This is a genomic window from Puia sp. (genome assembly GCF_036500295.1).
Taxonomy (GTDB): Bacteria; Bacteroidota; Bacteroidia; order Chitinophagales; family Chitinophagaceae; genus Puia.
In genome coordinates this window covers 17,027-40,092 of record NZ_DASYCH010000038.1, presented here as the reverse complement: position 1 = coordinate 40,092, position 23,066 = coordinate 17,027, and the positions used below count along the sequence as shown (strand labels likewise).

At 55.7% G+C, this 23,066-nt stretch carries 15 protein-coding genes; 6 read left to right on the top strand and 9 right to left on the bottom strand.

The features are described from left to right. Positions 1–30: 30 nt before the first annotated feature. The 3 genes from VGM48_RS07505 to VGM48_RS07495 all read right to left on the bottom strand — a co-directional run bounded on the left by VGM48_RS07505 (position 31) and on the right by VGM48_RS07495 (position 1,656). On the bottom strand, positions 31–564 hold the full coding sequence (locus VGM48_RS07505) for a DinB family protein (RefSeq protein WP_331577636.1): 534 nt from the start codon (positions 562–564) through the stop codon (positions 31–33). A gap of 101 nt (positions 565–665) precedes the next feature. After that, positions 666–1,049, bottom strand: a complete 384-nt coding sequence (locus VGM48_RS07500) for a LytTR family DNA-binding domain-containing protein (RefSeq protein ID WP_331577634.1) — start codon at positions 1,047–1,049, stop codon at positions 666–668. A 46-nt stretch (positions 1,050–1,095) separates the two neighbouring features. Continuing rightward, positions 1,096–1,656, bottom strand: coding sequence for an RteC domain-containing protein (locus tag VGM48_RS07495; protein ID WP_331577632.1), 561 nt, complete (start codon positions 1,654–1,656; stop codon positions 1,096–1,098). Positions 1,657–2,280: 624 nt separating this feature from the next. Here VGM48_RS07495 and VGM48_RS07490 point away from each other — a divergent pair. Continuing rightward, positions 2,281–3,840 carry a hypothetical protein gene (locus VGM48_RS07490; RefSeq protein ID WP_331577630.1) on the top strand — a complete coding sequence of 520 codons (1,560 nt, stop codon included), beginning with the start codon at positions 2,281–2,283 and terminating at the stop codon, positions 3,838–3,840. Here the strand turns inward: VGM48_RS07490 and VGM48_RS07485 are convergent. Continuing rightward, on the bottom strand, positions 3,837–5,258 hold the full coding sequence (locus VGM48_RS07485; RefSeq protein WP_331577628.1) for an NAD(P)/FAD-dependent oxidoreductase: 1,422 nt from the start codon (positions 5,256–5,258) through the stop codon (positions 3,837–3,839). The genes VGM48_RS07490 and VGM48_RS07485 overlap by 4 nt on opposite strands. 87 nt (positions 5,259–5,345) lie before the next feature. Here VGM48_RS07485 and VGM48_RS07480 point away from each other — a divergent pair, with 87 nt between their 5' ends. Further along, positions 5,346–5,804: a DUF4251 domain-containing protein gene (locus tag VGM48_RS07480; RefSeq protein ID WP_331577626.1), complete on the top strand. Its 459-nt coding sequence runs from the start codon at positions 5,346–5,348 to the stop codon at positions 5,802–5,804. Between the two features lie 13 nt (positions 5,805–5,817). Here the strand turns inward: VGM48_RS07480 and VGM48_RS07475 are convergent, their stop codons facing one another. Next, on the bottom strand, positions 5,818–6,723 hold the full coding sequence (locus VGM48_RS07475; RefSeq protein ID WP_331577625.1) for an AraC family transcriptional regulator: 906 nt from the start codon (positions 6,721–6,723) through the stop codon (positions 5,818–5,820). Positions 6,724–6,774: 51 nt separating this feature from the next. Here VGM48_RS07475 and VGM48_RS07470 point away from each other — a divergent pair, with 51 nt between their 5' ends. The 3 genes from VGM48_RS07470 to VGM48_RS07460 all read left to right on the top strand — a co-directional run bounded on the left by VGM48_RS07470 (position 6,775) and on the right by VGM48_RS07460 (position 13,572). Next, on the top strand, positions 6,775–9,027 hold the full coding sequence (locus tag VGM48_RS07470) for a DUF5703 domain-containing protein (RefSeq protein WP_331577623.1): 2,253 nt from the start codon (positions 6,775–6,777) through the stop codon (positions 9,025–9,027). Continuing rightward, on the top strand, positions 9,024–10,991 hold the full coding sequence (locus tag VGM48_RS07465; RefSeq protein ID WP_331577621.1) for an aceric acid hydrolase: 1,968 nt from the start codon (positions 9,024–9,026) through the stop codon (positions 10,989–10,991). Before VGM48_RS07470 ends, VGM48_RS07465 begins: the two co-directional genes overlap by 4 nt. Before the next feature lie 121 nt (positions 10,992–11,112). After that, entirely contained in the window at positions 11,113–13,572 is a 2,460-nt protein-coding gene (locus VGM48_RS07460) for a DUF5686 family protein (protein WP_331577619.1), read from the top strand. Here VGM48_RS07460 and VGM48_RS07455 read toward each other — a convergent pair. Then, positions 13,555–14,220 carry a winged helix-turn-helix domain-containing protein gene (locus VGM48_RS07455; RefSeq protein ID WP_331577617.1) on the bottom strand — a complete coding sequence of 222 codons (666 nt, stop codon included), beginning with the start codon at positions 14,218–14,220 and terminating at the stop codon, positions 13,555–13,557. The two genes, VGM48_RS07460 and VGM48_RS07455, sit on opposite strands and share 18 nt — an antisense overlap. A gap of 41 nt (positions 14,221–14,261) precedes the next feature. Between VGM48_RS07455 and VGM48_RS07450 the strand changes: the two genes are divergently transcribed. Beyond that, positions 14,262–15,338 (top strand): cytochrome P450, encoded by a 1,077-nt coding sequence (locus VGM48_RS07450; protein WP_331577615.1) that lies wholly within the window; start codon positions 14,262–14,264, stop codon positions 15,336–15,338. On the opposite strand, the gene VGM48_RS07445 is transcribed toward VGM48_RS07450, so the two are convergent. Genes VGM48_RS07445 through VGM48_RS07435 form a run of 3 tightly spaced genes read right to left on the bottom strand, consistent with a single transcriptional unit; the run spans position 15,310 to position 23,061 of the window. Then, positions 15,310–18,426, bottom strand: coding sequence for a glycosyl hydrolase (locus VGM48_RS07445; protein ID WP_331577613.1), 3,117 nt, complete (start codon positions 18,424–18,426; stop codon positions 15,310–15,312). The genes VGM48_RS07450 and VGM48_RS07445 overlap by 29 nt on opposite strands. After that, the gene (locus VGM48_RS07440) at positions 18,410–22,003 is read right to left on the bottom strand and encodes a sodium:solute symporter family transporter (protein ID WP_331577612.1); all 3,594 of its coding nucleotides are present in this window, start codon (positions 22,001–22,003) and stop codon (positions 18,410–18,412) included. The genes VGM48_RS07445 and VGM48_RS07440 overlap by 17 nt, the downstream gene beginning before the upstream one ends. Then, on the bottom strand, positions 22,000–23,061 hold the full coding sequence (locus VGM48_RS07435; protein WP_331577610.1) for a Gfo/Idh/MocA family oxidoreductase: 1,062 nt from the start codon (positions 23,059–23,061) through the stop codon (positions 22,000–22,002). The genes VGM48_RS07440 and VGM48_RS07435 overlap by 4 nt, the downstream gene beginning before the upstream one ends. Positions 23,062–23,066: the final 5 nt, after the last annotated feature.

Here is a 23,066-nt window from a genome sequence, read left to right as displayed (position 1 = left end):
TTCGAACATGTTTTAGATTAAACGCCATATTTATTCCATCGGTTGCCTGAACTCATGCGTCAGGATGCGTGCAGTTACAAGCAGTTGACCTGTATGTCGTTGGGTGTGTTCTGCGGCATGAAAAAGGAGGCCGCCGACGGTGGATGGAAGACGGCCGCGGCCGACGGTTCTGGGGTTTGTCAGCGTATCTTCCCTCGTCTTTGCAACTTCGTCTAAAGCCTTGTCTATCTGTATATTAAATCTATTAAGGAGTTGGGCGACCGTACTTTGGCCCTCGGCGGGCACGCCTTCGGTGGCGAGATCGGCCAATTGCGCTTCGTTGAGCATGTGGCCACGGGCATAGGTGAAGAGCCGGTCGAGGACGCCTGCCAGGTGCTGGAGATGGAAGCCGGGGGAGGCGACGCCGCCGGGGCGCCCCCATAGCAGGGCGTCGGGAAAGCCGGACATCAGTTGATCGACTTCCTGGCTGGCTTGTAGAAGGGCGTGGGCAACGGGTTGGAGCAGCGGCGGGACGCCGGGAACGGGTCCCCGGAGCCAGAATTCCGTATGTACTGTATTTGCCATTACCCCACTTTCGCTCAAAAACGTTCTTCGGCAAATTACCGATTTTTGAGCCAATTGGGGCAAGATGGGGGTTAACCCTCAGAATCTGTCAAACCTCCCTGCTAGAGCTCCAGTTCGGAGAGCACTTCCTTTGCGACGTGGCGCACCGAATCGCGGGAGGGTTCATTGGCGAGGATCGTGACCGCATCCGGCAGGGCGGAGCGATACTGTTCGCCGATGGTGATCTTTTCTCCCGGGAAGTAGACATGCTTGTTGTCAAAGGAGAGGATCTTGTCGATCGAGACGATGTAGCCACGATGGACGCGACAGAAGAGGTCGCGGGGCAGCAATTTTTCCCATTGCTTAAGCGTGACCAATACCAGGGCGGTGGGTCTTTCTTCGAGAACCAGCCGGGTGTAGTTTTTCCGGGCTTCGATATACAGGATGTGCCGGAAATCCACTTTCATGAATCGACCTTCATGACGGATAAAGAAGAATGATTGCACTTGCTAAAGTTTACTGACAAAAAAAGGGTTATTGCATCGGGGTTGTTTAGGCCTCAAGATGATTCAGCAATTTTTGGTTAATGTACTCGCTATATAATTCATATGCTTTCATGATCGTCACCAGCGGATCCTTTGGCGAGACCAGTTCGATGTCGAGGTCGTGGATAAGCCCGGCGGAATGACGGCTGCCGCAGGGGTCTGTGGTCTTACGGAAATATTCGGCGTCGTGGCGGGTATCGCCTTCCTGAATATAGCGGCAAAACTCGCGGTTCTCTTCATGAAACCGTTGCATTTTCCGTTGTTCCCAGCGCCAGAACCGCGCCAGCTCGAGCGGGTCGTTCACCGGGGCAAAAAGAAGGGCATGATACCGGAAGGTGTAATACTCGATGTAGGAAGCAAAGGACGGTTTTACTTCCCGGAAAAACCGGATCTCCTCATGGATGTCCCCGAAACCGCCGGCCTTGACCTGCCGGCATACCTTTCCCCAGTGATCCAGGCTGGATTTGAAGCAGACTTCGATCATTTCCATTTCGGTACGGGACGTAGCTTGATGGGAATGGAAGGCAGCTAACAGTTGTTGGTAATATTCCTGATATTCAGGCAACATAGTTCACAAGAAAGGTTTAATATTATCCTATCGTCCAAAAAAACAGCAGGGCCTTGTAGACACAAACCCCGGAGGACTCAAAGGTCACATGAGAAAACACTACACTTTATATAACTAAAAACAAACGAAATCTTTCAAAAATGTCGGCCAAAGTTGGGATCGGGCGTCCTGTAGAAGCCGTTTTAATGACTACACCGAGGGTAGTATTTTAACCACCCGGGGCAGGGAATTTTAGCGGCATTTTAGCAGAGTGAAAAAGGGGAGAAAATAAATACTTGTAAAAAGGTAGCTATTTGTTAATTCTTAACTAGATTGCAAAAAGAAAGGCCCACTGTAGAAACAGTCGGCCTCTAACGATTGCTTGCCATATGAAAAAAGGTAGTAAACTCTTTTTAGCTGATCGACTCAGCATTATTTCGAATGAGCCTCTAACGAATGCCTGTTTAACGATTGCTGCCATTTTTTCGATCTCTTACCGCAGGCGTTTATCTCATTCTCTGCTGTAAAGGTACTATTCGCAGGCTCCCCGCTCTAACCAAATTATGTGTAAGTTGATCATGTCAAAATGATAATTTTTGTGTTGAAATCCTTTACCGGATTGAGTTTTAGGATAATCCCAGCATTATGGCCAACCGTTTCTCAGATACCTTATTCCAACTTATACATTCGCTCGAAAAGTCAGAAAAAAGGCATTTTAAACTATACATCAAAAGGAGTTCGGCAAAGGAGGATCTCAAGATCGTCCAGTTATTCGATGCTCTCGATAAGTTAAGCGATTACGACGAAAAGAACCTTTTGAAGAAGCTGCCGGGTATCGAGAAGCCGCAGCTATCGAATCTCAAGACGCATCTTTATAAACAGATACTGGCGAGTCTGCGGCTGCTGAAGAGTGCGGACAGCATCGACCTGCAATTGAACGAAACGTTCGACTATGCGCATATCCTTTACAAAAAGGGTTTGTTCCAGCAGAGTCTCCGATTGCTGGACCGCGCAAAAGAGACGGCCAAGGCCAATCAGAAGTACAATTTCCTGGTGCAGGTGGTTGCGTTGGAGAAGCGGATCGAGACCTTGCATATCACGCATAGCATGCAGATGCGGGCCGAGCAGCTTTCCGCGGAGTCCACGGCGGTTATCAACCGGATCGATATGGTGGCCCGGCTGTCGAACCTTGCGCTGTTGGTATACAGCTGGTATATCCAGAACGGGCATGCGCGTAACGAGAAGGATGAGGTGCGGATCCGGCAGTATATGCGGGAGCAGTTGCCGGCAAACGCGTGGGAGCAGACGGGTTTTTATGAGCGGCTTTATCTTTATCAGAGCTATAACTGGTATGCCTTTATCCGGCAGGATTTCCTGATGTATTACCGGTATTCCCAGAAGTGGCTGGACCTTTTCGAGGAGCAGCCCCTGATGATCCGGGTGGAGACGGGGCACTATATCAAGGCCCTGCACAATCTGCTGAACGCGCATTTCGATCTGCGCAACCACCAGCGATTCGAGGCTGTGCTCCGGAAGTTCGAGGCTTTTTCCCAGACCGACCGGGTCCGGGAGAACGACAATTTCCGTATCCAGACCTTTGTTTATATCACTACGGCCAAGATCAACCAGGTCTTTATGCTGGGGAACTTTACCCAGGGGTTGCTGATGGTGCCCGAGATGGAACAGAAGCTGGCGGAATACGATCTGTTTATCGATCGTCACCGAATTCTCGTGCTGAACTATAAGATCGCCTCGTTGTATTTTGGCGCCGGGGACTTTGGCACCTGCATCGATTATCTGCAGCGGATCATCAACGATCCTTTGGATCTGCGTAATGACCTGCAGTGTTATGCCCGGGTGCTTCACCTGATGGCGCATTACGAGTTGAAAAACTTCGATCTGATGGAGTCGCTGACCAAGTCGGTATACCGGTTTATGGCCAAGCGGGAACGACTGACGCGCGTGGAAGAGGAGATGTTCCGGTTTCTGCGGACCTCCTTCCAGACGTCGCGGGCGGGCATGCGGGCCGAGTTTGAGAAATTCCTGGAGAAGATCAGGCATTTCGAGCGGAACCGGTATGAGGCGAGGGCGTTTGCTTATCTGGACCTGGTCAGCTGGGTGGAAAGCAAGGTCTATCAGCGGCCGATGAGTGAGATCATTGCGGAGAAATATAGGAGCAGCAAGCGGAAGATGGAGGCCGCTTAAAAAAGGTCTTTCAGTACGCGGCGGGCGGCGTGGTAGCCGCACATGCCGTGGACGCCGCCGCCGGGGGGCGTTGAAGAGGAGCAGAGATAGATGTTCTTTTCCGAGGTACGATAGGGCGATCGCCGGAGTGCGGGTCGCGTAAACAGCTGGCGGATATCCATGATGCCGCCGTTGATATCTCCACCAACATAATTCGGGTTATGTTCTTCCAGTTGGGCGGTGTCCATGGTATGACGCGCGAGGATGCGATCGCGGAAGCCGGGGGCATAGCGTTCCACCTGTGCTTCGATGGCGGCCGTCCTGTCCACGCGGGAACCGCCGGGTACATGACAATAGGCCCAGGCCGTATGTTTTCCCTGCGGAGCGCGGGAAGGATCGAAGAGGGAGGGCTGGGTCAGCAGGACGAAGGGGCGGTCGGGATGGCCGCCTTTTGCGGTCAGGGCCTCGGCGGCCGCTATCTCTCCGAAGCTGTTGCCGAGATGTACGGTGCCGGCTTCGCGGCAGGGAGCGTTTGTCCAGGGGATGGGGCTATCGAGGGCCCAGTCTATCTTAAACACCCCCATTCCATACCGGTACTTTTCCAGCTGGCGTTGATAGAGGGGCGACCAGCGATGGCCGCCGAGCTGAAGCAATTGCCGGGGTGTAAGGTCGAGCAGCAGGGCTTTTGCGGATGGCAGTTGTGAAAGATGGCTGATCCAGGTATCTGTCCGGATCTCGCCGCCCAGCGATGTGTAGTACGACGCGAGGGACGCGGCCAATTTGGAGGAAGCATAACGGGCGAGCGGCCAGCCCGCGCCATGTGCGGATAGCAGGAAGATGAGAGCCACGGCCGCGGTTGTCCAATTGGTGTGGGGCTGCATGGCGTGGGCAGCCATGCCGGCGAGGAGGGCCCTGGCTTCTTCCGTCCGGAATTGTTTTGCGAGATGAGTAACGCTGGGGATGCCCAGCCAGCCGAAGCGGGCCATGAGAAGGGGATGTGTAGGAAGGTGGAGCGGTCCCAGCAGTTCGGGAGTCAGTTTTGGCCAGGAGGCTATCAGCGGTGAGATGAGGCGGAGATAAGCGTCCCTGTCGGCGCCAAGGGTATCGGCGGTTGTTTCCGGCGATCGGGTAAGGAAGGGCGTTGTTCCGGTATCCAGCGGGTGCGCGGCGGCCACGGGCGGGAGGATCCATTCGAGACCATGTGCTTCAAGCGGCAGGGAGCTGAAGAAGGGCGAGGCGATACCCAGGGGATGGATGGCCGAGCAGATGTCGTGGGTAAAACCCGGCAGGGTGAGCTGGGCCGAACGCAGTCCGCCGCCGATCTCGCTGCTGCCTTCGATGAGAAGCGTGGACAGTCCCTTCTGTTGCAGGGTGATAGCGGCCGCCAGTCCATTCGGACCGCTGCCAACGACCACGGCGTCGAACTCCTGTTTGATCATGGCAACAAAGATACGAGGCGTTTTAGATTTTCGTTAACCTCGCCGCAGCCATAAATTATGTAAATTTAATATACAATCAAGACGTTTATGAAAAGCATTGTATTCCTTCTGAGCCTGGGGTTCACAACTTTTGCTCATGCGCAGTCGAAGGCGGTGAAGGACTGGGTGGCAGCGCAGGATTATGTTTTCAAGGCCCAGACGGCGATGCCGCTCAGCGGGCGGGTTCGGAATCTGACCAGCGACTACGATCTGAAGGTTTCCCAAACCGCGATCGTGAGCTACCTCCCTTATTACGGGCAGGCCTATGTCGCACCGATGGACCCTTCCAAGGGCGGGCTCGACTTTACTTCAAAAGACTTCAGTTATACTTCCACGCCGGGAAAGAAGCAGGGTTGGACGGTGACGATCAAACCCAGAGACTATAAGGATGTGCAGTCGATGACGCTGAGTATCTCCTCCGATGGCTATGCCACGTTGCAGGTGATCAGTACGAACCGGCAGTCCATCTCTTTTAACGGGGTGATCGCCGCGCCACCGAAGCGCTGACCGCCGACCCACCCTAGTCGCGGGTGACCGAGCGATATTTTGTCGGCGACATTCCCATCACTTTTGTAAAGCGTTTGGAGAAATAGTAGGGATCATCGAAGCCCATGCTCAGGGCGATGTCCTTGACCGATTTGTCGGTGATCCCCAGGTGCTGGCTGGCCTTTTGCATTTTCATCTGGATAAAATAATCGATGGGGGCATAGCCCGTGCGTTGTTTGAAGAGGCTGGAGAAGCGTGAAGGGCTATAGTTGTAGCGGTGGCTGAGCTCATTGAGCGTGATATTCTCGTTGATATGTTCCTGCATGAAGAGGATGGCGCTGTCGATGCAGTCGATCTTTTCGGCCGGAGACGCGACAAAATGTTTCTGGTTGTAGATGAACAAAGTAATAAAATGCGACAGACACATGTTTGCAAAGAGCAGGTTGTCGATGCTATAGCCCAGTTCGAGACTCTTGTAGATCTTTCCGAAGAGGGCGAACATCTCGTTGCTGCTGCGGACGGTGTTGGGTTTGAAATGCTTCTGAACGATGGGAAGGGCGTTGAAGTTGGGGAGGACGCTTCCGCCGAAGTGCAGCCAGTAGATGGTCCAGGGATCGTGCTCGCTGCTGCCGTAAGCGTGTTCGACATTTTGCGGGAGAAGAAAACACTGGCCGGGCGAGACCTCGTGTCGTTTGTCGCCGATCTTGTAAAAGCCGTGGCCGTCCACGCAGTAGAAGAGGAAATTTTCCGGCAGGCCTTTTTTGCGATAGGTATAGTGATTGGTTGCGCGCGGATAGTACCCGAGGCCGCAGATGTATAGCTGTTTTAAGAGAACGTTGTTCTGGATACGGGATTTCAGTACGGACCTGGGAATCTCTATCCGCTGCCGGCCGACGCCGTGCCAGATATTCTTATGAGACCCCACTTTATTTTGCTCCATTGTCGTAATTTGCTAGAAGTTTCATTGTCAATTCTGCGATAAATATAAGCATTGAAATTCTCTGCCCTTTTTTTTAGCCTGCTCATTTTTGGTGATGGTGTACGTCTGACAGCCCAGGACCGGGCTATCGATGCGGATAATATTGTCTGGAACGGACCCAGCCGTGATGCCGCGGGTTCGATGCCTTGCGGCGGCGGGGATATCGGGCTGAATGTCTGGGTGGAGAAGGGTGATCTTTTGTTTTATTTTGGGCAAAGCGGGGCATTTGACGAGAACAATGCGCTCCTGAAAGGGGGCCGGGTGCGGGTGAGGCTGCAGCCAAATCCGCTCGACGGCGAGGTCCGGCAGGAATTAGTGTTGCGGGATGGCTCCGTGGTGGTGACGGGCAGGGCCGGCGGGGCCACGGTGAAGATCCGGCTGTGGGTGGATGTCTTTCGCCCGGTGGTACATGTGGAGGTGGAGGGGAGCCGGGCGCTGGGTGCGGAGGTGGTGTATGAGAGTTGGCGCACTGCGGACAGGATAATGGAGGGCCGGGCCAATAATGCGAACAGTTATAAGTGGGCCTGGAAACATGCGCCGGGGGGACGAGTGGTGACGTACGGGGATAGTATCCGGTTTGCCGATAATGGGATCCTGTTTTATCATCGGGACAGGGATTCGACGGTTTTTGATGTAACGGTCCGGCAGCAGGGATTGGACGCGGTGAAGGCGTTGTTGAATAACCCGCTGAAGGGGCGCAGGTTTGGAGGGCTATTGACGGGGACGGGATTGAAGCCGGCGGGAAGGGTGAGCGGGAGATACCGGGATACCGACTTTGAAGGATGGAAGCTGGAGGGAGGACCGTTGCGGAAACGGGAGGTGTTGGTAGTGCTTGAGACCTCGCAGGGGAATTGGGCTGACGGATTGCGAAAGACTATCGCGGGAGCCCGTGCGCATTCGGGAACGGCGAGGCAGTCGACGGCAGCCTGGTGGGACAAATTCTGGAAGCGCAGTTTTATTTATATCGAGCCGGGGAGTGCGGCCGGATCGCCGGAGTGGCAGGCGGGCCGGAATTATCAGTTGTTCCGGTATATGCTGGGATGTAATGCCACCGGCGAATATCCCACCAAGTTCAACGGCGGGCTTTTCACGTTCGATCCATCGTTGACGGATTCGTCGATGCGATTCACGCCGGATTTTCGAAACTGGGGGGGCGGGACGATGACGGCGCAGAATCAGCGGCTGGTGTATTGGCCGATGCTGCGCAGCGGGGATACGGACCTGATGCGGCCGCAGTTCAATTTCTATTTACGAAGCCTGCGGACCGCCGAGTTGCGCAGCCGCGTGTATTGGGGTCATGGGGGGGCTTGTTTTGCGGAACAGCTGGAGAATTTCGGGTTGCCGAACAATGCAGAATATGGCTGGAATATGCCTGCGGGACATGACAAGGGTGTCGAGTACAATGCCTGGCTGGAATATGAGTGGGACACGGTGCTCGAGTTTTGTTTGATGATGCTGGAGACGGGGCGAACGGATTGTATACCGTTTGTCGAGAGTTGTTTGCGTTTTTTTGATGAGCACTACCGGTCACTGGATGCAACCGGGCATTTGATCCTGTATCCGGGATCGGGGGCGGAGACGTATAAGCTGGCCGATAATTCCTCTTCGACGATTGCGGGTTTGAGGACCGTTCTGACAAAACTGATCGAAGTGAAGGGCGGGAAGGATCCTACCTGGATAGCGATGCTGAAGCGGCTTCCCGCACTCTCCTACCGGAGTTTTGAGGGGCATGTCACGATCGCTCCGGCGAAGACCTGGCAGCGGATCAACAATAAAGAGTGTCCCCAGTTGTATCCGGTTTTTCCCTGGGGTATCTATGGACCTGGACGGCCGGGGTTGGATACGGCGATCAATACTTATAAATACGATACGGATGCGGTGCGGTTTCGGAGTTATGTGGGCTGGAAGCAGGATAATATTTTTTCCGCGCGGCTGGGACTTGTGAAGGATGCGGCGGCGTTGACGATCGCGAAACTGCGCGATGGTCCGCGGCGGTTCCCCGCCTTTTGGGGACCGGGTTTTGACTGGGTGCCGGATCATAACTGGGGCGGCAGCGGGATGATCGGTTTGCAGGAGATGCTTTTGCAGACCGATGGGAAGAAGATCTTTTTATTTCCGGCCTGGCCGCGGGATTGGGATGTCCATTTTAAATTGTGGGCGCCTTATCATACGTCGGTGGAAGCCGAATTGCGGCATGGGAAGGTGGAGATCCTGAAGGTGGATCCGGAGAGCCGGAGAGTGGATATACAAACTATGTTACGATGAAACGACTATTGTTTTTGTTGCTGGTCAGCTCAAGCGTATGCGCGCAACGTCCGCATGCGGTATTGGGGAGTGTAGGGATTAGTGATGTGCGGTGGACGAAAGGTTTCTGGGCCGAGCGTTTCGCGGTTTGCCGGGATTCGATGCTCCCGCATCTATGGCGGATCTATACGGATAAGGATATCAGTCATGCTTTTGAAAATTTCCGGATCGCGGCCGGGTTGGATACGGGATCGCATGCGGGGCCGCCCTTTCATGACGGGGATTTCTACAAGCTGCTGGAAGGGATGGCGGCGATGTATGCCGTCACGCATGACCGGAGGCTGGACAGCCTGATGGACTATGCGATCGCCGTCATCGCAAAGAGTCAGCGGGCTGACGGGTATATTCATACGCCGGTGGTGATCGAGGAGCGAAACGGTAAACATGTCTCTGCGGAGGACCAATTGAATTTCGAAAAATATAATGTCGGCCATCTTATGACGGCAGCCTGCGCGCATTTCCGGGCGACGGGAAAAAAGACGCTCCTTGCCGTGGCCATCCGGGCCGCAGACCATCTGATGGCCGTTTATCAACATAGCTCGCCACAGTCGGCGCGGGATGCGATCTGTCCTTCGCACTATATGGGACTTGTCGAACTATATCGCGTGACGAATAATCCCGCGTATTTGCAGCTGGCCAAAAATCTGATCGATATCCGGGGGCATGTCGGTAATGGAACGGATGACAACCAGGACCGGGTGCCTTTTCGGAGTCAGCACGTCGCCATGGGGCATGCGGTGCGGGCGAACTACCTCTATGCGGGTGTGGCCGATGTCGTTGCGGAAACGGGGGATGACAGTCTCCGGCATTGTCTCGATGCGATCTGGGAGGATGTTACGCAGCGGAAGATGTATATCACGGGTGGGTGTGGGGCGTTGTATGACGGGGTTTCACCGGACGGCGTGTCCTATGATCCTGCGGCGATCCAGGAGGTGCACCAGGCCTATGGCCGGGATTATCAGCTACCGAATACGACAGCGCATAGTGAGACCTGCGCCAATATCGGCAATATCCTTTGGAACTGGCGGATGCTGCTGATGAGTGGGGACTCGCGGTATGCGGATGTGTTGGAGCAGGCTCTTTATAACAGCGTCCTTTCCGGCGTGAGCCTCGATGGTGACCGGTATTTTTATACGAATCCCCTGCGCGCATCACGGGCTTTTCCCTATACGTTGCGCTGGTCGGGTGGCCGTGAAGAATATATTTCGCTTTCAAACTGTTGTCCGCCCAATCTTGCGCGCACGATCGCGGAAGTCGCGGACTATGCGTATTGTGTCAATGAAAAGGGCGTGTATGTAACGCTGTATGGCGGGAATGTGCTTAAAACGAAAGAGCTGGAATTGGATGAGGCGACGAATTATCCCTGGGATGGGAAGGTGGTTCTGACGGTGAAGAAGGCGCCTGCCGCGGCTTTTGGAATTTTTTTGCGGATACCGGGCTGGTGTACCGGTGCGCGTGTTACGGTGAATGGGAAGGCGGCCGATGTTGTGTTGACGGCCGGAAAATATGCGGCGTTAAGCCACGTTTGGAAGGCCGGCGATGTCATTGTGTTGAATATGCCGATGCCTGCGGTGCTTATCCAGGCCAATCCGCTTGTCGAGGAGACGAAGGGTCAGGTGGCGGTGCGGCGGGGACCGGTGGTATATTGTCTCGAGTCGCCTGATCTTAAGGTGGGGCAATCGATGTTTACCGTGGCGATACCGGCCACGATAAAATTGGAGCCAAGGCCGATGAGCATCGGGAACAGCCGTTTTATGGCGCTTGAGGGGATGGCGAAATTGCTGCCGGCGGGGAATGGAAAATTGTACCAGGAAGTGACGGCAGCACCGGCAAAATCTACCCCTGTAAGACTAATTCCTTATTATGCCTGGGCCAATCGGGGAAGTTCGGATATGACGGTGTGGATGGACTTGTTACGCGAATGAAATTTAATTACCTTGCCGACGTTGTAGTTGTAGTAAAAAAACGAACCCAATTCCTAGAACAAAACAGATCGTACTTTTTTGGATAGCGGTAATCCTAATTCAAACCGCTGCCGGACAAACGGTGACCGTTACGGGAACCGTCATGGATTCCCTCTCCCATCAGCCTATTTCGAATGCCACGATCGGTCTTGCCAAAGAACGTGGCGGGATTATGACCGATGACAAGGGAAAATTTCATATTACTATCAAAACTACTGTGTCGAAACTGACCGTCTCGGCGGTGGGGTATCAGCCAAGGACCATTCTTCCACTGGCGGGAGGGCCCATGGTGGTCTACCTGGAGAAGAACTTTACCGATTTGAAAGTTGTGGTCATAAAAGGCCATCGGGGCAAGTACCGGAATAAGAACAATCCGGCGGTGGAATTGATCCGGAAGGTGATCGCCAATAAGCCGCAGAACGGCCCCGGAGCCAGCGACTATACCGAATACCGGCAATATGAGAAGGTGCGGCTGATGCTTGAGAGGATCCCCAAGATCCTTGTCGATAATATCCTGATCAAGAAATATCATTTTCTTTTTGACAACAAGGACACCACGATCGTTCCGGGTAAGACCCTCGTGCCGATCTATATCCAGGAAGTGTCTTCCGACAATTACTACCGGAAGCATCCAACCGATAATAAGAAAATGGTCGTCGGGCAGAAGAGCGTGGATTTTGGCGAGTTTATCGATATGAAGGGGATCAGCATGGCGGTGAACCGGCTTTATGAAGACATCAACCTGTATGATAATTCGGTGAATGCTTTTACGATGCAGTTCCTCAGTCCGATCGCCGATCTCGGGCCCACCTTTTACATGTATTTTATCCGGGATACCGTGGTGGAGAACGGGGAAAAGCTGATCCGGCTGTTCTTTACGCCGAGAAACCCCGAGGACCTTCTTTTCCGGGGGATGCTTTATATCACGATGGATGGCAACTATGCGCTCCGGCGGGCGGAGTTGGGTGTCAGCCGGCACATCAACCTCAACTATGTCCGCGACTTCAGCGTCAAGCAGGAATTCGAGAAGGGAGAGGGGAAGCATTATTATCTTGCGAAATCGGATATGATCGCCAGTTTCAGTCCATTCCCGCATACGCCGGGGGTGGTGGGTCAACGGATAGTCAATGTGAAGGATGTGGATCATTCGCCCTTGCCGGACAGCGTTTTCAGGGGATTGCCGGTGGACACGCTGGGGCCTGCCAGTCAGCAGACGGACAGTTTTTGGACCGGCGGACGGCCGGTGGCCCTGAGTGAGACGGAGGCGAAGACCTATGCCAATACGGACAGCCTGGTGAAGATGAAGAGTTACCGGCGGCTGATGGACTATGTGACGGCGTTTACAGCCGGGTATAAGTCGGCGGGAAAATTCGATGTGGGGGCGATTGGCAGCTTTTATACTTTCAATACCATCGAGGGTCAGCGCCTGAAACTGGGCGGCCGGACGAATACCAAGCTGAGCACCCGCTGGTTTGGGGAGTCCTATGCGGCCTATGGTACAAAGGATCAGCGATGGAAATATTATGGCGCGCTTTCCTACGCCATTAACAACAAGTCGATCTATACTTATCCGCAGCATTATGTGCAGGCGAGCTATTTATATGACGTTCGCACGCTGGGCCAGGATAACACCTTTGCCGTCGCCAACAACTTCTTTACGTCTTTCAGCCACGGGGACAATTCCAAGTGGGTGTATAGCCGGGTGGCGAGGGTATCCTATATTCATGAGTTTAACAGTCATTTTTCCTTCACCGTGGGCGCCAAGAACTGGCAGCAGGAGCCTACGGGATCGCTGGTATATATCTATAAGGATTTTGCCGACCAGGCCGATACGATTACCCGGCTGACCACCAGCGAGATCTCTTTCTCGATCCGCTGGGCGCCGCATGAGCAGTTCTTCCAGAACAAGGCGGGGAGGGTGAATATCATCAATCACTATCCCATTGTCACGCTTCAATACAGCAGGGGTGTGAAAGGGCTATTCAACGGAGCCTTCAACTATGACGCGTATCATCTGAATGTCTATAAACGTTGTTATATCGCGCCGCTGGGTTATTCGGACATCAACTTCGATGCGGGTTATCTGGGCGGGGCGTTGCCGTTCCCGCTGTTGACGGTGCATCCGGGCAATCCTTCCTATTTCTACAGCCAGCGGGCGTACAATATGATGAACGTCGGCGAGTTTGTAAGCGATCACTATGCGGGGATCGATATCGATCATTTCTTCAATGGCTTCTTCTTTAATAAGATCCACGGCTTGAAGCGGCTGCGCCTGCGGGAGGTGATCGGCGGAAAGATCCTGTATGGCGGGCTTCGAAACGAGAACAACCCGGCGGTGAATCCCAATCAGATGAAATTCCCGTTGACGAACGGGGTCATGTCTACCTATTCACTGAGTGGAAAGCCGTATATCGAAGGCAGTGTGGGCATTTATAATATCTTCACCATTTTCCGGCTGGATCTCGTAAAAAGATTTACGTATCTCGATCACCCGAACATCAGCAGCCTGGGCTTACGGATCAGTTCAAATTTCCAATTTTAATTCTTCGGTCAGGGCTTTGCGGCCTTTTGGCGTCACCTGCAAGGCGCGGGTGTTGGCTATCTTCCGGAGCCATTGTGCGTCAAACATCATCTGCAGCAATGCGGCGCCGAGGGAACCGGCAAGGTGGGGGCGGCGTTCGGTCCAGTCGAGGCAGGTGCGTGAAAAGTTTCGGCGCTGTCTTTGGAGCGATGCGATGTCGACGCCATGGGCGACAAACCATCGGGTACCCTTTTGGGTGAGGTCGAACTCTTTTTCGGAGGGAGTGAGGAGCTTTTGCCTTAGGAGGCTTTCGGTCAGCTGCACTCCTACCCTGCCGGCGAGGTGATCGTAACAGGTGCGGCAGATGCGGATCGGCGGGTCTTCTTTTTCCGCGGCTTCGCGGGTGCGCTGGGGTACCAGGGCGGCGAGCGCTTCGACGGCATAGGCCACTTCGGGGCGTGAGAAAGTAAAATAGCGATGACGTCCCTGGGCCTCCACGGTGAGGAGATCGGCTTTTATCAGTTTGGCCAGGTGCATGCTGCAATTCGGGGCCGAGGTATCTACGGCCGCCGCCAGTTCGGAGGCGGTGTAAGCGCGACCGTCGAGGAGGGTCCATAGGATGTCGGCGCGGATGGGATCGCCGATGAGTTGCGCGATATCCTTAATCATAGACTGAAGTATTGTCGACGGAAGGTAGGTATTTTTAGGACATGGACCCATATCTCGTTTATAAAGAACGGCGTGAGAACACGCCGGTTTATTGGGATGAGGAGCGGCGGCTTTGGGCCGTATATCCCTATCGTTATTGCCAGCAGATCCTGTCGCATCCCGTCATGCTGATCCCGTCTGTCGCGGATGGCAATCTGGGCGGATCGGCGTTGGCGATGAAGCGCCGGCTTGTACGGATCAGTAATCCGCCTGCGCATGATCTTGCGCGGGAGATGGCGCTACGGATGTTTCGCGGGCGGCGGGCGGCGGATGTTGCGCCCCTGCTTGCGCGGCTGTTACCCCCGCCGGGCTCCGCGGCTACGGTGGAATGGGTGGGTACGGTGGCGAGGGTATTGCCGGCGATGCATATCCTTGCCGGGTTTGGATTTTCGGATCGGCATGTGGAGGTGATCCTGGAGCAGCTGCCCGCTATCCTGAAGATCATGGCGCCGGTGACGGATGCGCGGGCTTTGGAGGCGGCGTTCGATGTGGTCTATCCGTTGGTGGACTGGCAGGTGGAGGTCGTGTTTCCGGGGTTGACGAAGGAGACCCGGGAATATGCGGTGAGCAATCTGATCGGGCTATTGATCCAGGGTTATGATGCTACGAAGGGACTGTTGAGTCTTGCGCTGCTTCATCTGTTGGCCCGGGAGGATATTGCGAAGCTTGGGTCCTGGGACATGGATCACTTTCTATCCTTTGTGACGGAGGTGTTGCGGTATGATTCGCCGGTGCACAACACGCGGCGGGTGCTGACGGAGGAGGTGCATTTTGATGGGGTGACAGTGCCTTCGGGGGCTACGGTGCTGGTGGTCGTGGCGGCGGCGAACCGAGATCCGGCGGTGTTTGAGCGACCGGAGGAGTTTGACCGGCATCGGGTGAATAACCGGATGATGCTGACTTTTGGCCATGGCATCCATGGGTGCATTGCGGGTGCGTATTGTGCGCAGCTGGCTGCGGAGACGATGAACTATTTATTCCATACTTATCGGAAGGTGGAGTTGGTGGAGGCGGCGCCGGAATATGAGCCGCTTGCCAATGTGCTTATGGTTAAGGCGATGCATTTACGCTTAGGGTGATCGGCCCCAGCAGCCCGGCTTGCAGCAGTTGGCCGGTAAGGTGGGGGGTGACGCTTGTCCAGGTGTGGCGCTGAGTCTCCGGGAGGCGCTGATCGCCGGTGAGGCGATTGGCCCAGGTGTTGGCGACGGTGATGGTCATGGTGTTGGCGCCGGCGTGGATCGCTTTGGTGATGTCCAGTTTGTTGTGGGTCCAGACGGTTCCGCAGTCGAACTTATTGATCCTGACGGTGGCGATGTCGGCGAGTTGGCCGAGGTCGAGGAAGGTAGGTTTTTTGGCTGGGTTGGCTTCGAAGCTGGTGGTGTAGGTGGCGATGCCGGAGTAATAGCGGATGGCGGAATCGGGTGATCTGCTCCAGTCGAAGAGGGTGTCGGTGGTGACGGTTTTGACCGTATCGAAGCGGATGGTCCAGGGGCCGGTGTGGAGGGTCGTTTTGACAATGGTAGCGTCGCGGGAGAGATTGGTTGGGGAACCTTTATGACGAAAAACGATAAAGAAGGATTGATGGGCGTCCATGTTCAGATCGACGAACGTCGTTTTGGTGGTGATCCGGTATTTCACGGTGGTGTCGATGTTGCCGGTAAGCGGATCCCATAGCTCGGGTACACGGCCGGTGACCCGAAAGGCGGCAAAGCTGGAAAATTCGTGATCGGATTGATTCGAAATAAAGTAGATATCGAAGCCGGGGGCCGTACGGTGGGTGTAGGCGAGCCTTGCGTCGGGCGGTGCGTTGAAATCGGGTGGGATCGAAAGCTGTGTTGCGGTGACGGGGGATGTCAGGATGGTGGCGCCTTGTTGTTTTAGTTGCGCGAGTTTTTTTGCGGCGGCGGGGCTTGTCGCGCCGGGGACGACGAGGAGGGCATAGCTTGCGCCGCCTGGAAGGGTGATGCGACCGTTGTGGACGGCTGCCAGGCGAAAGAGGGCGTCCGGGTTGAAGGAATCGAAGGCGTAGCCATGAAGGGGATCGAGCCAGTCGGCGGGATCGGTCATGTTTGCCGAATGGGCGACACCGTTTGGTTGCTTTGTCGTGGGCTCGCCTTTGTTTTCGAGGCGGCGTTGCTCAGCCGTTACGCGATCGGGGCCGACGAGTCCCGGGAGGATGTCGACGAGTTTCTCGGGCAGAACAGCACGGCGCGGCAATTCTTCACCAGTGAAGACGGCGATGTCCGCGACGGGGCGGCCCTGCTGGAGGAGCCATTGGCAGCGTTGGGTGTAGTCGATCCAGGCTTTTGCCATGGGCCACCAGATCTGATCGCGTTGGAGAAAGGTCCCTACCCCACCCAGCGTCATTCCGGGTTTGCGGTTGGTCCAGGGGTTGTGTACGAAGACATGAAAGACGAGGCGATTGATGCCGAGGGCGTAGTTGCGATCCTGCAGGGGCTTTAGCATCGCGGGGGATTCGTCCCATGCTTCGCGTAACTCCGTGAAGGCTTCCGCCTGGACGATCTTCTTTCCATAGAGATGCGCGCCGGAGACGGCGTCGAGGATATCGTTGGGTTTGTCGTGGGTGGGGCTCCGCAGCCAGAATTCGCCCATCGGGATATCGGCCTCGCTGAAGTGCAGCATTCCGTCGCTGGTCATCGTGGGCGCCACGCTCTCGGCGCTGAAGGCGCAGCCGTGGGCGTGGGCGAGCTTTTTCAGGGTAACATAGAACTCATCATGGATGAGCTGGGCGATGGTCTCGCGGATGTCGTGGAGGAATTGTTCGCTTTTCGCGGCGTTGCCGACAGGTACGCCGGTCATTGCCGGGAGATAAGAGAGAAGATCGTAGCCGTGGCGTTTTTGAAATTCCGCGCGGAAGACGGGTGACCAGTTTTGGCTGCCGCATTCCCAGCTGTCGACATGAAAGATCTTTAATACGCGCGAGGCCAGTTCGGGTCCGGCTTGTCTTATCGCTTCGCCGAACCAGCGGTCGAATTGCAGTTTTATCGCTTCGGGGTTGAACTTATCGCACTCGAGGCCTTTTGCGCCGCCGCCGGTGGCGTTGGTGTGACCGGTGGAGGTGTGACCGATGCGCAGGATGGTCCAATGTCCGGGGGGCGCCTGCCAAATGAGGCGGCCCTGTTTGTCGAGGCGGGCGGTGAGATTGAGGAGTTTGCTTTGCGGGATACAGACCGAGTCGGGCAGGTCTTCGCGGGTCGATGGGCGGCTGATGCGCCAGACCTCGCCGGATTTCCCTTCATATTGGTTGATCGCGGGAGCGGACGATAGTTGGATCTTATTCAGCTTTAGTGCGGGTTTCCATTTGGCGGCGTCGAGATCTTCGGCGCCGGGTTCCGAGCCGGTCTTATCGTATACGAAGCGGAAATAGCGGGCGGTGGTGGCGGGGATGGAATGGGTCGTCGGTGCGTCGCCGTCCTGCCAGCCGTGGCGGGGCGGGATGAGCCGGCCTATAGAATGGTAGTGTATGCCGTCGTCGCTTGTTTGGATGAGCAGGCGTTGGGATTGGTAGTTGTTGGTGCTGTGGATGATGATGCTGCGACAGGTGAAGGGTGTATCGAAGGAAAAGTCAAGATGGCAGAAGTCTTCGCATTTTAGTGGGCCGCCTGTTGCGGTGCGGTCCCAGGATGCGGGTGTGGGGAAGGCGAATACCGCGATGTCTTCGTAGTAGTTTTCGAGGGTCTCGGGTTGGGGAAGAAGGATGTTGATGCGTTTGCCGCCGTCGAGCGTGGTGCGCGTCGAGACGATCTTCTGCATGGAGAGGGCCGGCGTGATCCAGGGGCCGCCTGCGACGGCGAAGCCGTCGCAGGCGTGCATCGCGAGCTGGAGATGGAGACTGTCGGCCTGTTGCATGGCGAAGCGGACCATCTCCCACCAGCGGGGGCTCAGCTGTTCGGTGGCGGGTGTATATTGGGGCGGGTTGGTAATGCCGTTGATGGGCATGAGATAGACGCCGCCGATGCCGGCGGTTTTCATGGCGAGCAGGTCGGCGCGGATGCCTTCTTTCGAGACGGCGGCGTTCATCCAGTACCAGAAGACCCAGGGACGTGCCGCTTCGGGCGGATGGAGAAATTGTTTTGGGTCCGGCGCCTGCTGGGCCGTCGCCGAGGTGAAGAGTGCGAGCAGTAGGATGCTAGTCGAGAGCCTCATAGTTTATCGTGTACTCTTTATATGGTTCGAGGGTGATACGCTTGCCTTTTAACCGGAGGACGCCCCGGCCACCTGCAGTATGGATCGTCAGCCGGTTGCGGGTGCAAGATAGTTTTATATTTCCATGCGGTGTGGGGACCTCGCCTTCCATCCATTCGAGGCCGCCGAGATGTGGTTCGACCTCATAGGTGGCATAGCCGGGAGTGAGCGGGCGGACGCCGAGGAAATATTTACCGAAGAGGTAGAGCGGGCTCGCGCCCCAGGCATGGCAAAGGCTGCGACCGAAGGGGCGGCCGTACATGGCATAGTGTTGAGCGCCTTTTTCTTTTGGATCGTATTTCTCCCAGAAGGAGGTGGCGCCATTGGCGAGCATGCCACCCCAGTAGTCCTTTATTTCCTTCAGTACGTGTTTTTGTTCGCCCAGAGCGCAGAGCGCTTCGAGCTCATAGAATTGCATGTAGGGGGTTGTGATCTTCTGGATACTGTCGTTCAGCAGGACATGGGTCTTTACCGATTGTTCCTGTGCCGAGTCGAGGTAGTTGAAGAAGATGGCGAACATGTTGGTGTAGCGGGTAATGTCCTTTGTCTGGCTGCTATGGATGAAGGCCTGGCGGCGGCGGTCCCAGAAGTCGGTGAAGAGCTTTTGTCTGAGGGCAGCGGCCTGGGAGCGGTAGTTTTTGGCGGCGGCGAGATCGCCGGAGAGGTCTGCGCAGAGGGCCATCGTTTCGAGACTGCGAACGAAGAGCAGCTGTTCGAAGCTTAGTTCCCCTTTTTTTGAGAGCCCGTCGGCCCAGTCGATGAAGAGCCAGTCACCGGGCAGTCCTTCGAGCCAGCCGTTCTTGTTGCGGCGGTTCTCGATCCAGTTCATCAGGCTGACCATGCGGGGATAGCAGTTGCGGATGAAACTTTTGTCACCGGTATACCGATAGTAATCGTAGATACCCATGAACCAATAGAAGCTATAGTCCATGATGGTATTGATATGACTGGTCACCGGGTCTTTGCCGCGGAGGGCCCAGAGGGTGCGGGTAACGGTGGCTGAGTCGAAGAAGAGATAATAATTCATCAGGTAGCTTTGGTAAGCATCGCCTGACCAGACCCAGCGGTCGCGTTTTATCCCGTCGATGAAGAACTCGCGGGTGTTGAGATGAAAGGTATAGGCGGCGACATCCCAGATCCTGTTGATCTGCGGATCGGAGCAGCGAAAGCTCCCCTTGTTGGTGAGGGGGGCGTATTCGAAGAGCAGGGAGGCCGAGTCGAGATGGATGTCCCCGGTGAATTGAATATTGACGTAGCGAAGGGCGCGGGAACCTTCGAGGGTGGAGTCGGTGGTTTGCGGCTGGTCGATATCGAGATGATCGAGGACCTCGCAGCTGTCGGTGGAGAGTGCTTCTTCTTTTGACTCGCCGTAGTAGAGCGAGAGTTTTCCTTTTCCTTTCAGTCCGTGGAGTCTTATGTAGCCGAAGGACTCTTTGCCGAAATCGACGAGGAGGCCGTTGGCGGTTCGTTCGGTGTGGACCGGCTGGTGGGGTTCGGTGGCGAGGCGCCAGTGTGCGGGGTCGTCGCCGGGGAGCGGTTCGGCGGGCAGCCAGGTGGTGCCGGACTTATCGGAGGCTTTGCCGGTGGCGTCGATCCATTCCTTGTCCTCATAAGTGACGTCCCAGCTGCTGTCGGTGAGGAGATAGCGGCCCCTGACATAGAGGGCGGGTGGGGTCGATTGGTTGTAGACCTTTAGTTCGAGGGTATGGTTGCCTTTTGTGAGGTGCAGGTATTGGGGGGCGCCGGAGAGCATTTTGCCGTCGAGTTTGACGTTGTAGCGGCCCTGAGCCCGGATGGTAATGTCGTCGTCGTTGGGCAGGTTGAAGGCTTTATGGAAATCGATGAGGATATAGTGGTTGTCGAGTTTCCAGAAGGGCGGGAAGAAAGTGCCGCGTTGGGTTCGGCGGTTTTGGACCTGGTTGGAAAGCCAGATCTCGTAGTCGCCGGGGTAGGCGATGTAGGATTGGGCTTTTGCGGAATAGCCGTTGAATAAGATATAGAGGATGATCATCACGATGGCCAGGATCGTCCAGAGGCGTTTTACGCGGCGGGTGGGCTTTGTGGTGGCGATGGCGGGCAGCGCCGATGCGATGCCGGTTTTCGAGACGAGGATGGCGCCGAGGGTGATGATGACGAAGATATAGAAGGACAGCAGCAGGAAATGCGGCCAGGCGGGGTATTTTGAGGCGGGGAAGACCCAGAGGAAGAGGACGCCGATGGCTACGCTGAAGAGCGTGCCGACGGTGAGTACCCCGTTGATGGCGCGGGCGGTGGTCCCTTTCCAGAGTACGCCGAGCAGGAAGGCGACGGACATAGGTGGGGCGAGGAATCCCAGGACGCTTTGGAAGACATCGAAGAGATTCAGTCCTTTGATATTGTCGATGGCCAGGGTGATGAGGACGGAGATGATGGCGCCGGCGATGGTGATGATCCGGCCTATGCGGATGATCTCGGTGTTGGTGGCGTCGGGGCGATATTTTTTGATATAGATATCCATGGTGAAGACGGTGCTGACTGAGTTTAGCGAAGACCCGATATTCCCGACGAGGGCGGCGACGAGTACGACGATGATGAGCCCGCGCATCCCGGGTGGGAAGAGCCGCGTTACCAGTGTAAGATAAGCCTCATCCGGGTTTTTCAGGTGGGGATAGAGGATAAAACACAGGATTCCGGGGAGGATAAAGAGGGGGACGTCGAGGATCTTGAGCCAGCCGATAAAATTCGCGCCGAGCTGTCCCTGCTCGAGGTTGCGGGCGCCGAGTACGGACTGGACCATGGACTGCTCGGTACACCAGAACCATACCCCCATTACGGGATAGCCGAGGATGATGGCGGGCCAGGGGTAGTTGTGATCTCCGGCGGGGAGGAAGAGATTCCAGTAGGTGCGGGGTGTCTTTGCGAAGAGTGCGGTGACGCCGCCGACCTTTGCGATGCCGATGTAGACGAGGGCCGCGGAGACGGCGATCAGCAGCAGCATCTGGAACACGTTCGTATAGGCGATGGCTTTGAGGCCGCCCGCGGCGGTGAAGAAGGTGGCGAGGATGACCATGGTGATCACGGAAAGCCACATGGGCAGCCCCAGGAGCTGACGGACGAGGACTCCGCCGGCGAAGAGGCCGAGTGAAAGCCAGGAGATGAGGATCGTGATCAGGGTATACCAGGCGAGGATGGTGCGGGTGGATTCCCCAAAGCGCAGTCCCATGTATTCCGGCAGGGTCGAGACTCTTGCGCCGAGGTAGCGGGGAGCGAAGACGACGGCCAGCAGCAGGATGAAGATAAAGGCGTACCAGGCGAAATTGCCGGCGACGATCCCGGTGGTATAGCCGATGCTGGCCGAGGCGATCAGCATGGAGGGACCTACGTTGGTGCCCCACATATTCAGGCCGATGCTTGCCCAGCCGAGAGAACGTTCGGCGAGGAAGAGATTCTCGTTTGCTTTCTTTTTGCGGACGAAGCTTGCCCAATAGCCGATGGCGAACAGGATGAGGAAATAAATGGCGATGATGATGAAGTCCACCGGCTGGAGCAGGTATCTCATAGGCCATGGGTTTTTAGAATGGACGCGACGCTTACCGGCAGGCCGGTCGCCAGGGACTCTTCCATGGCTTTTAGAAGGGCGATGGTGCCGATGCCTTCGCGGACGTCGGGATAGGCCGTTTGGTTTGATTCGAGGCAATCGTGAAAGTACTCGAGGTAGTTTTGATATTCCCCGGCGTGATGGCTTTTGCCTTCGAAGCGGAAATAGTGTTTTAGTTTGTGTTCCCAGGTGATGATCTTTTCCTCACCGGTGTTGGTGGTGACGGCATAGCGGAGATCCATATAATCGGCCTGGCTGCAACCTTCGGTCGACCGCAGGATACAGCTCATTTCGCTGTCGCGGGTGACGGGTTGGACCGGACCGGTGTAGGCGCCGCTGACGCGGGCCACGCGGCCGTCTTTTGCCTTGAAGATGAAGTGCATGGTGTCCTCGTGATGGAGGCCGCCTTTTTTCCCGTTGGCGCTAAGCATGCCGTAGCCCATGACCTCGGTAATATCAGGGAGGTACCAGCGGACGAGGTCGACGGGATGGCTGAGGCCGCCATAGAGCCATTTGAATTTGGATTCGAGGGACCAGCCTTTTTCGAGGAACCAGCGGTGGTCGGCGTGGTAGTAGGCTTCGACGGTGATCAATTCGCCGATCAGGCCTGCTTCATAATCCTGTCGCTGGCGGCGCATGGGTTCGAAGAAGCGGGAGCTTTGCCCGACGAACACCTTTTTACCTGTGGAGGCAACGAGACCGAGGATGTCCTTTGCGTCGGCGAGGTTGTCGATAAAGGGTTTTGTGCAGACGACGTGTTTGCCATGGGAGAGCGCCATTTTCACATGGGTTGCATGGAACTTGTCGGGGGTATAGATGCCGATCACGTCGATGCCGGGATCGGTGAGCAGATCGTTGTAGTCGAGTGTATAGTTCGGGAAGTTGAATTCTTCCGCGCGGTGGCGGCAGAGGTCTTCGTTGAGATCGCAGATCTTTTTTAATTCCCATTTGGGGCTGTTGAGGGCGGCGGACATGGTGCTGCGGCCTTCGCCGAGGCCGAGGATCCCGATTTTTAGCATACTGT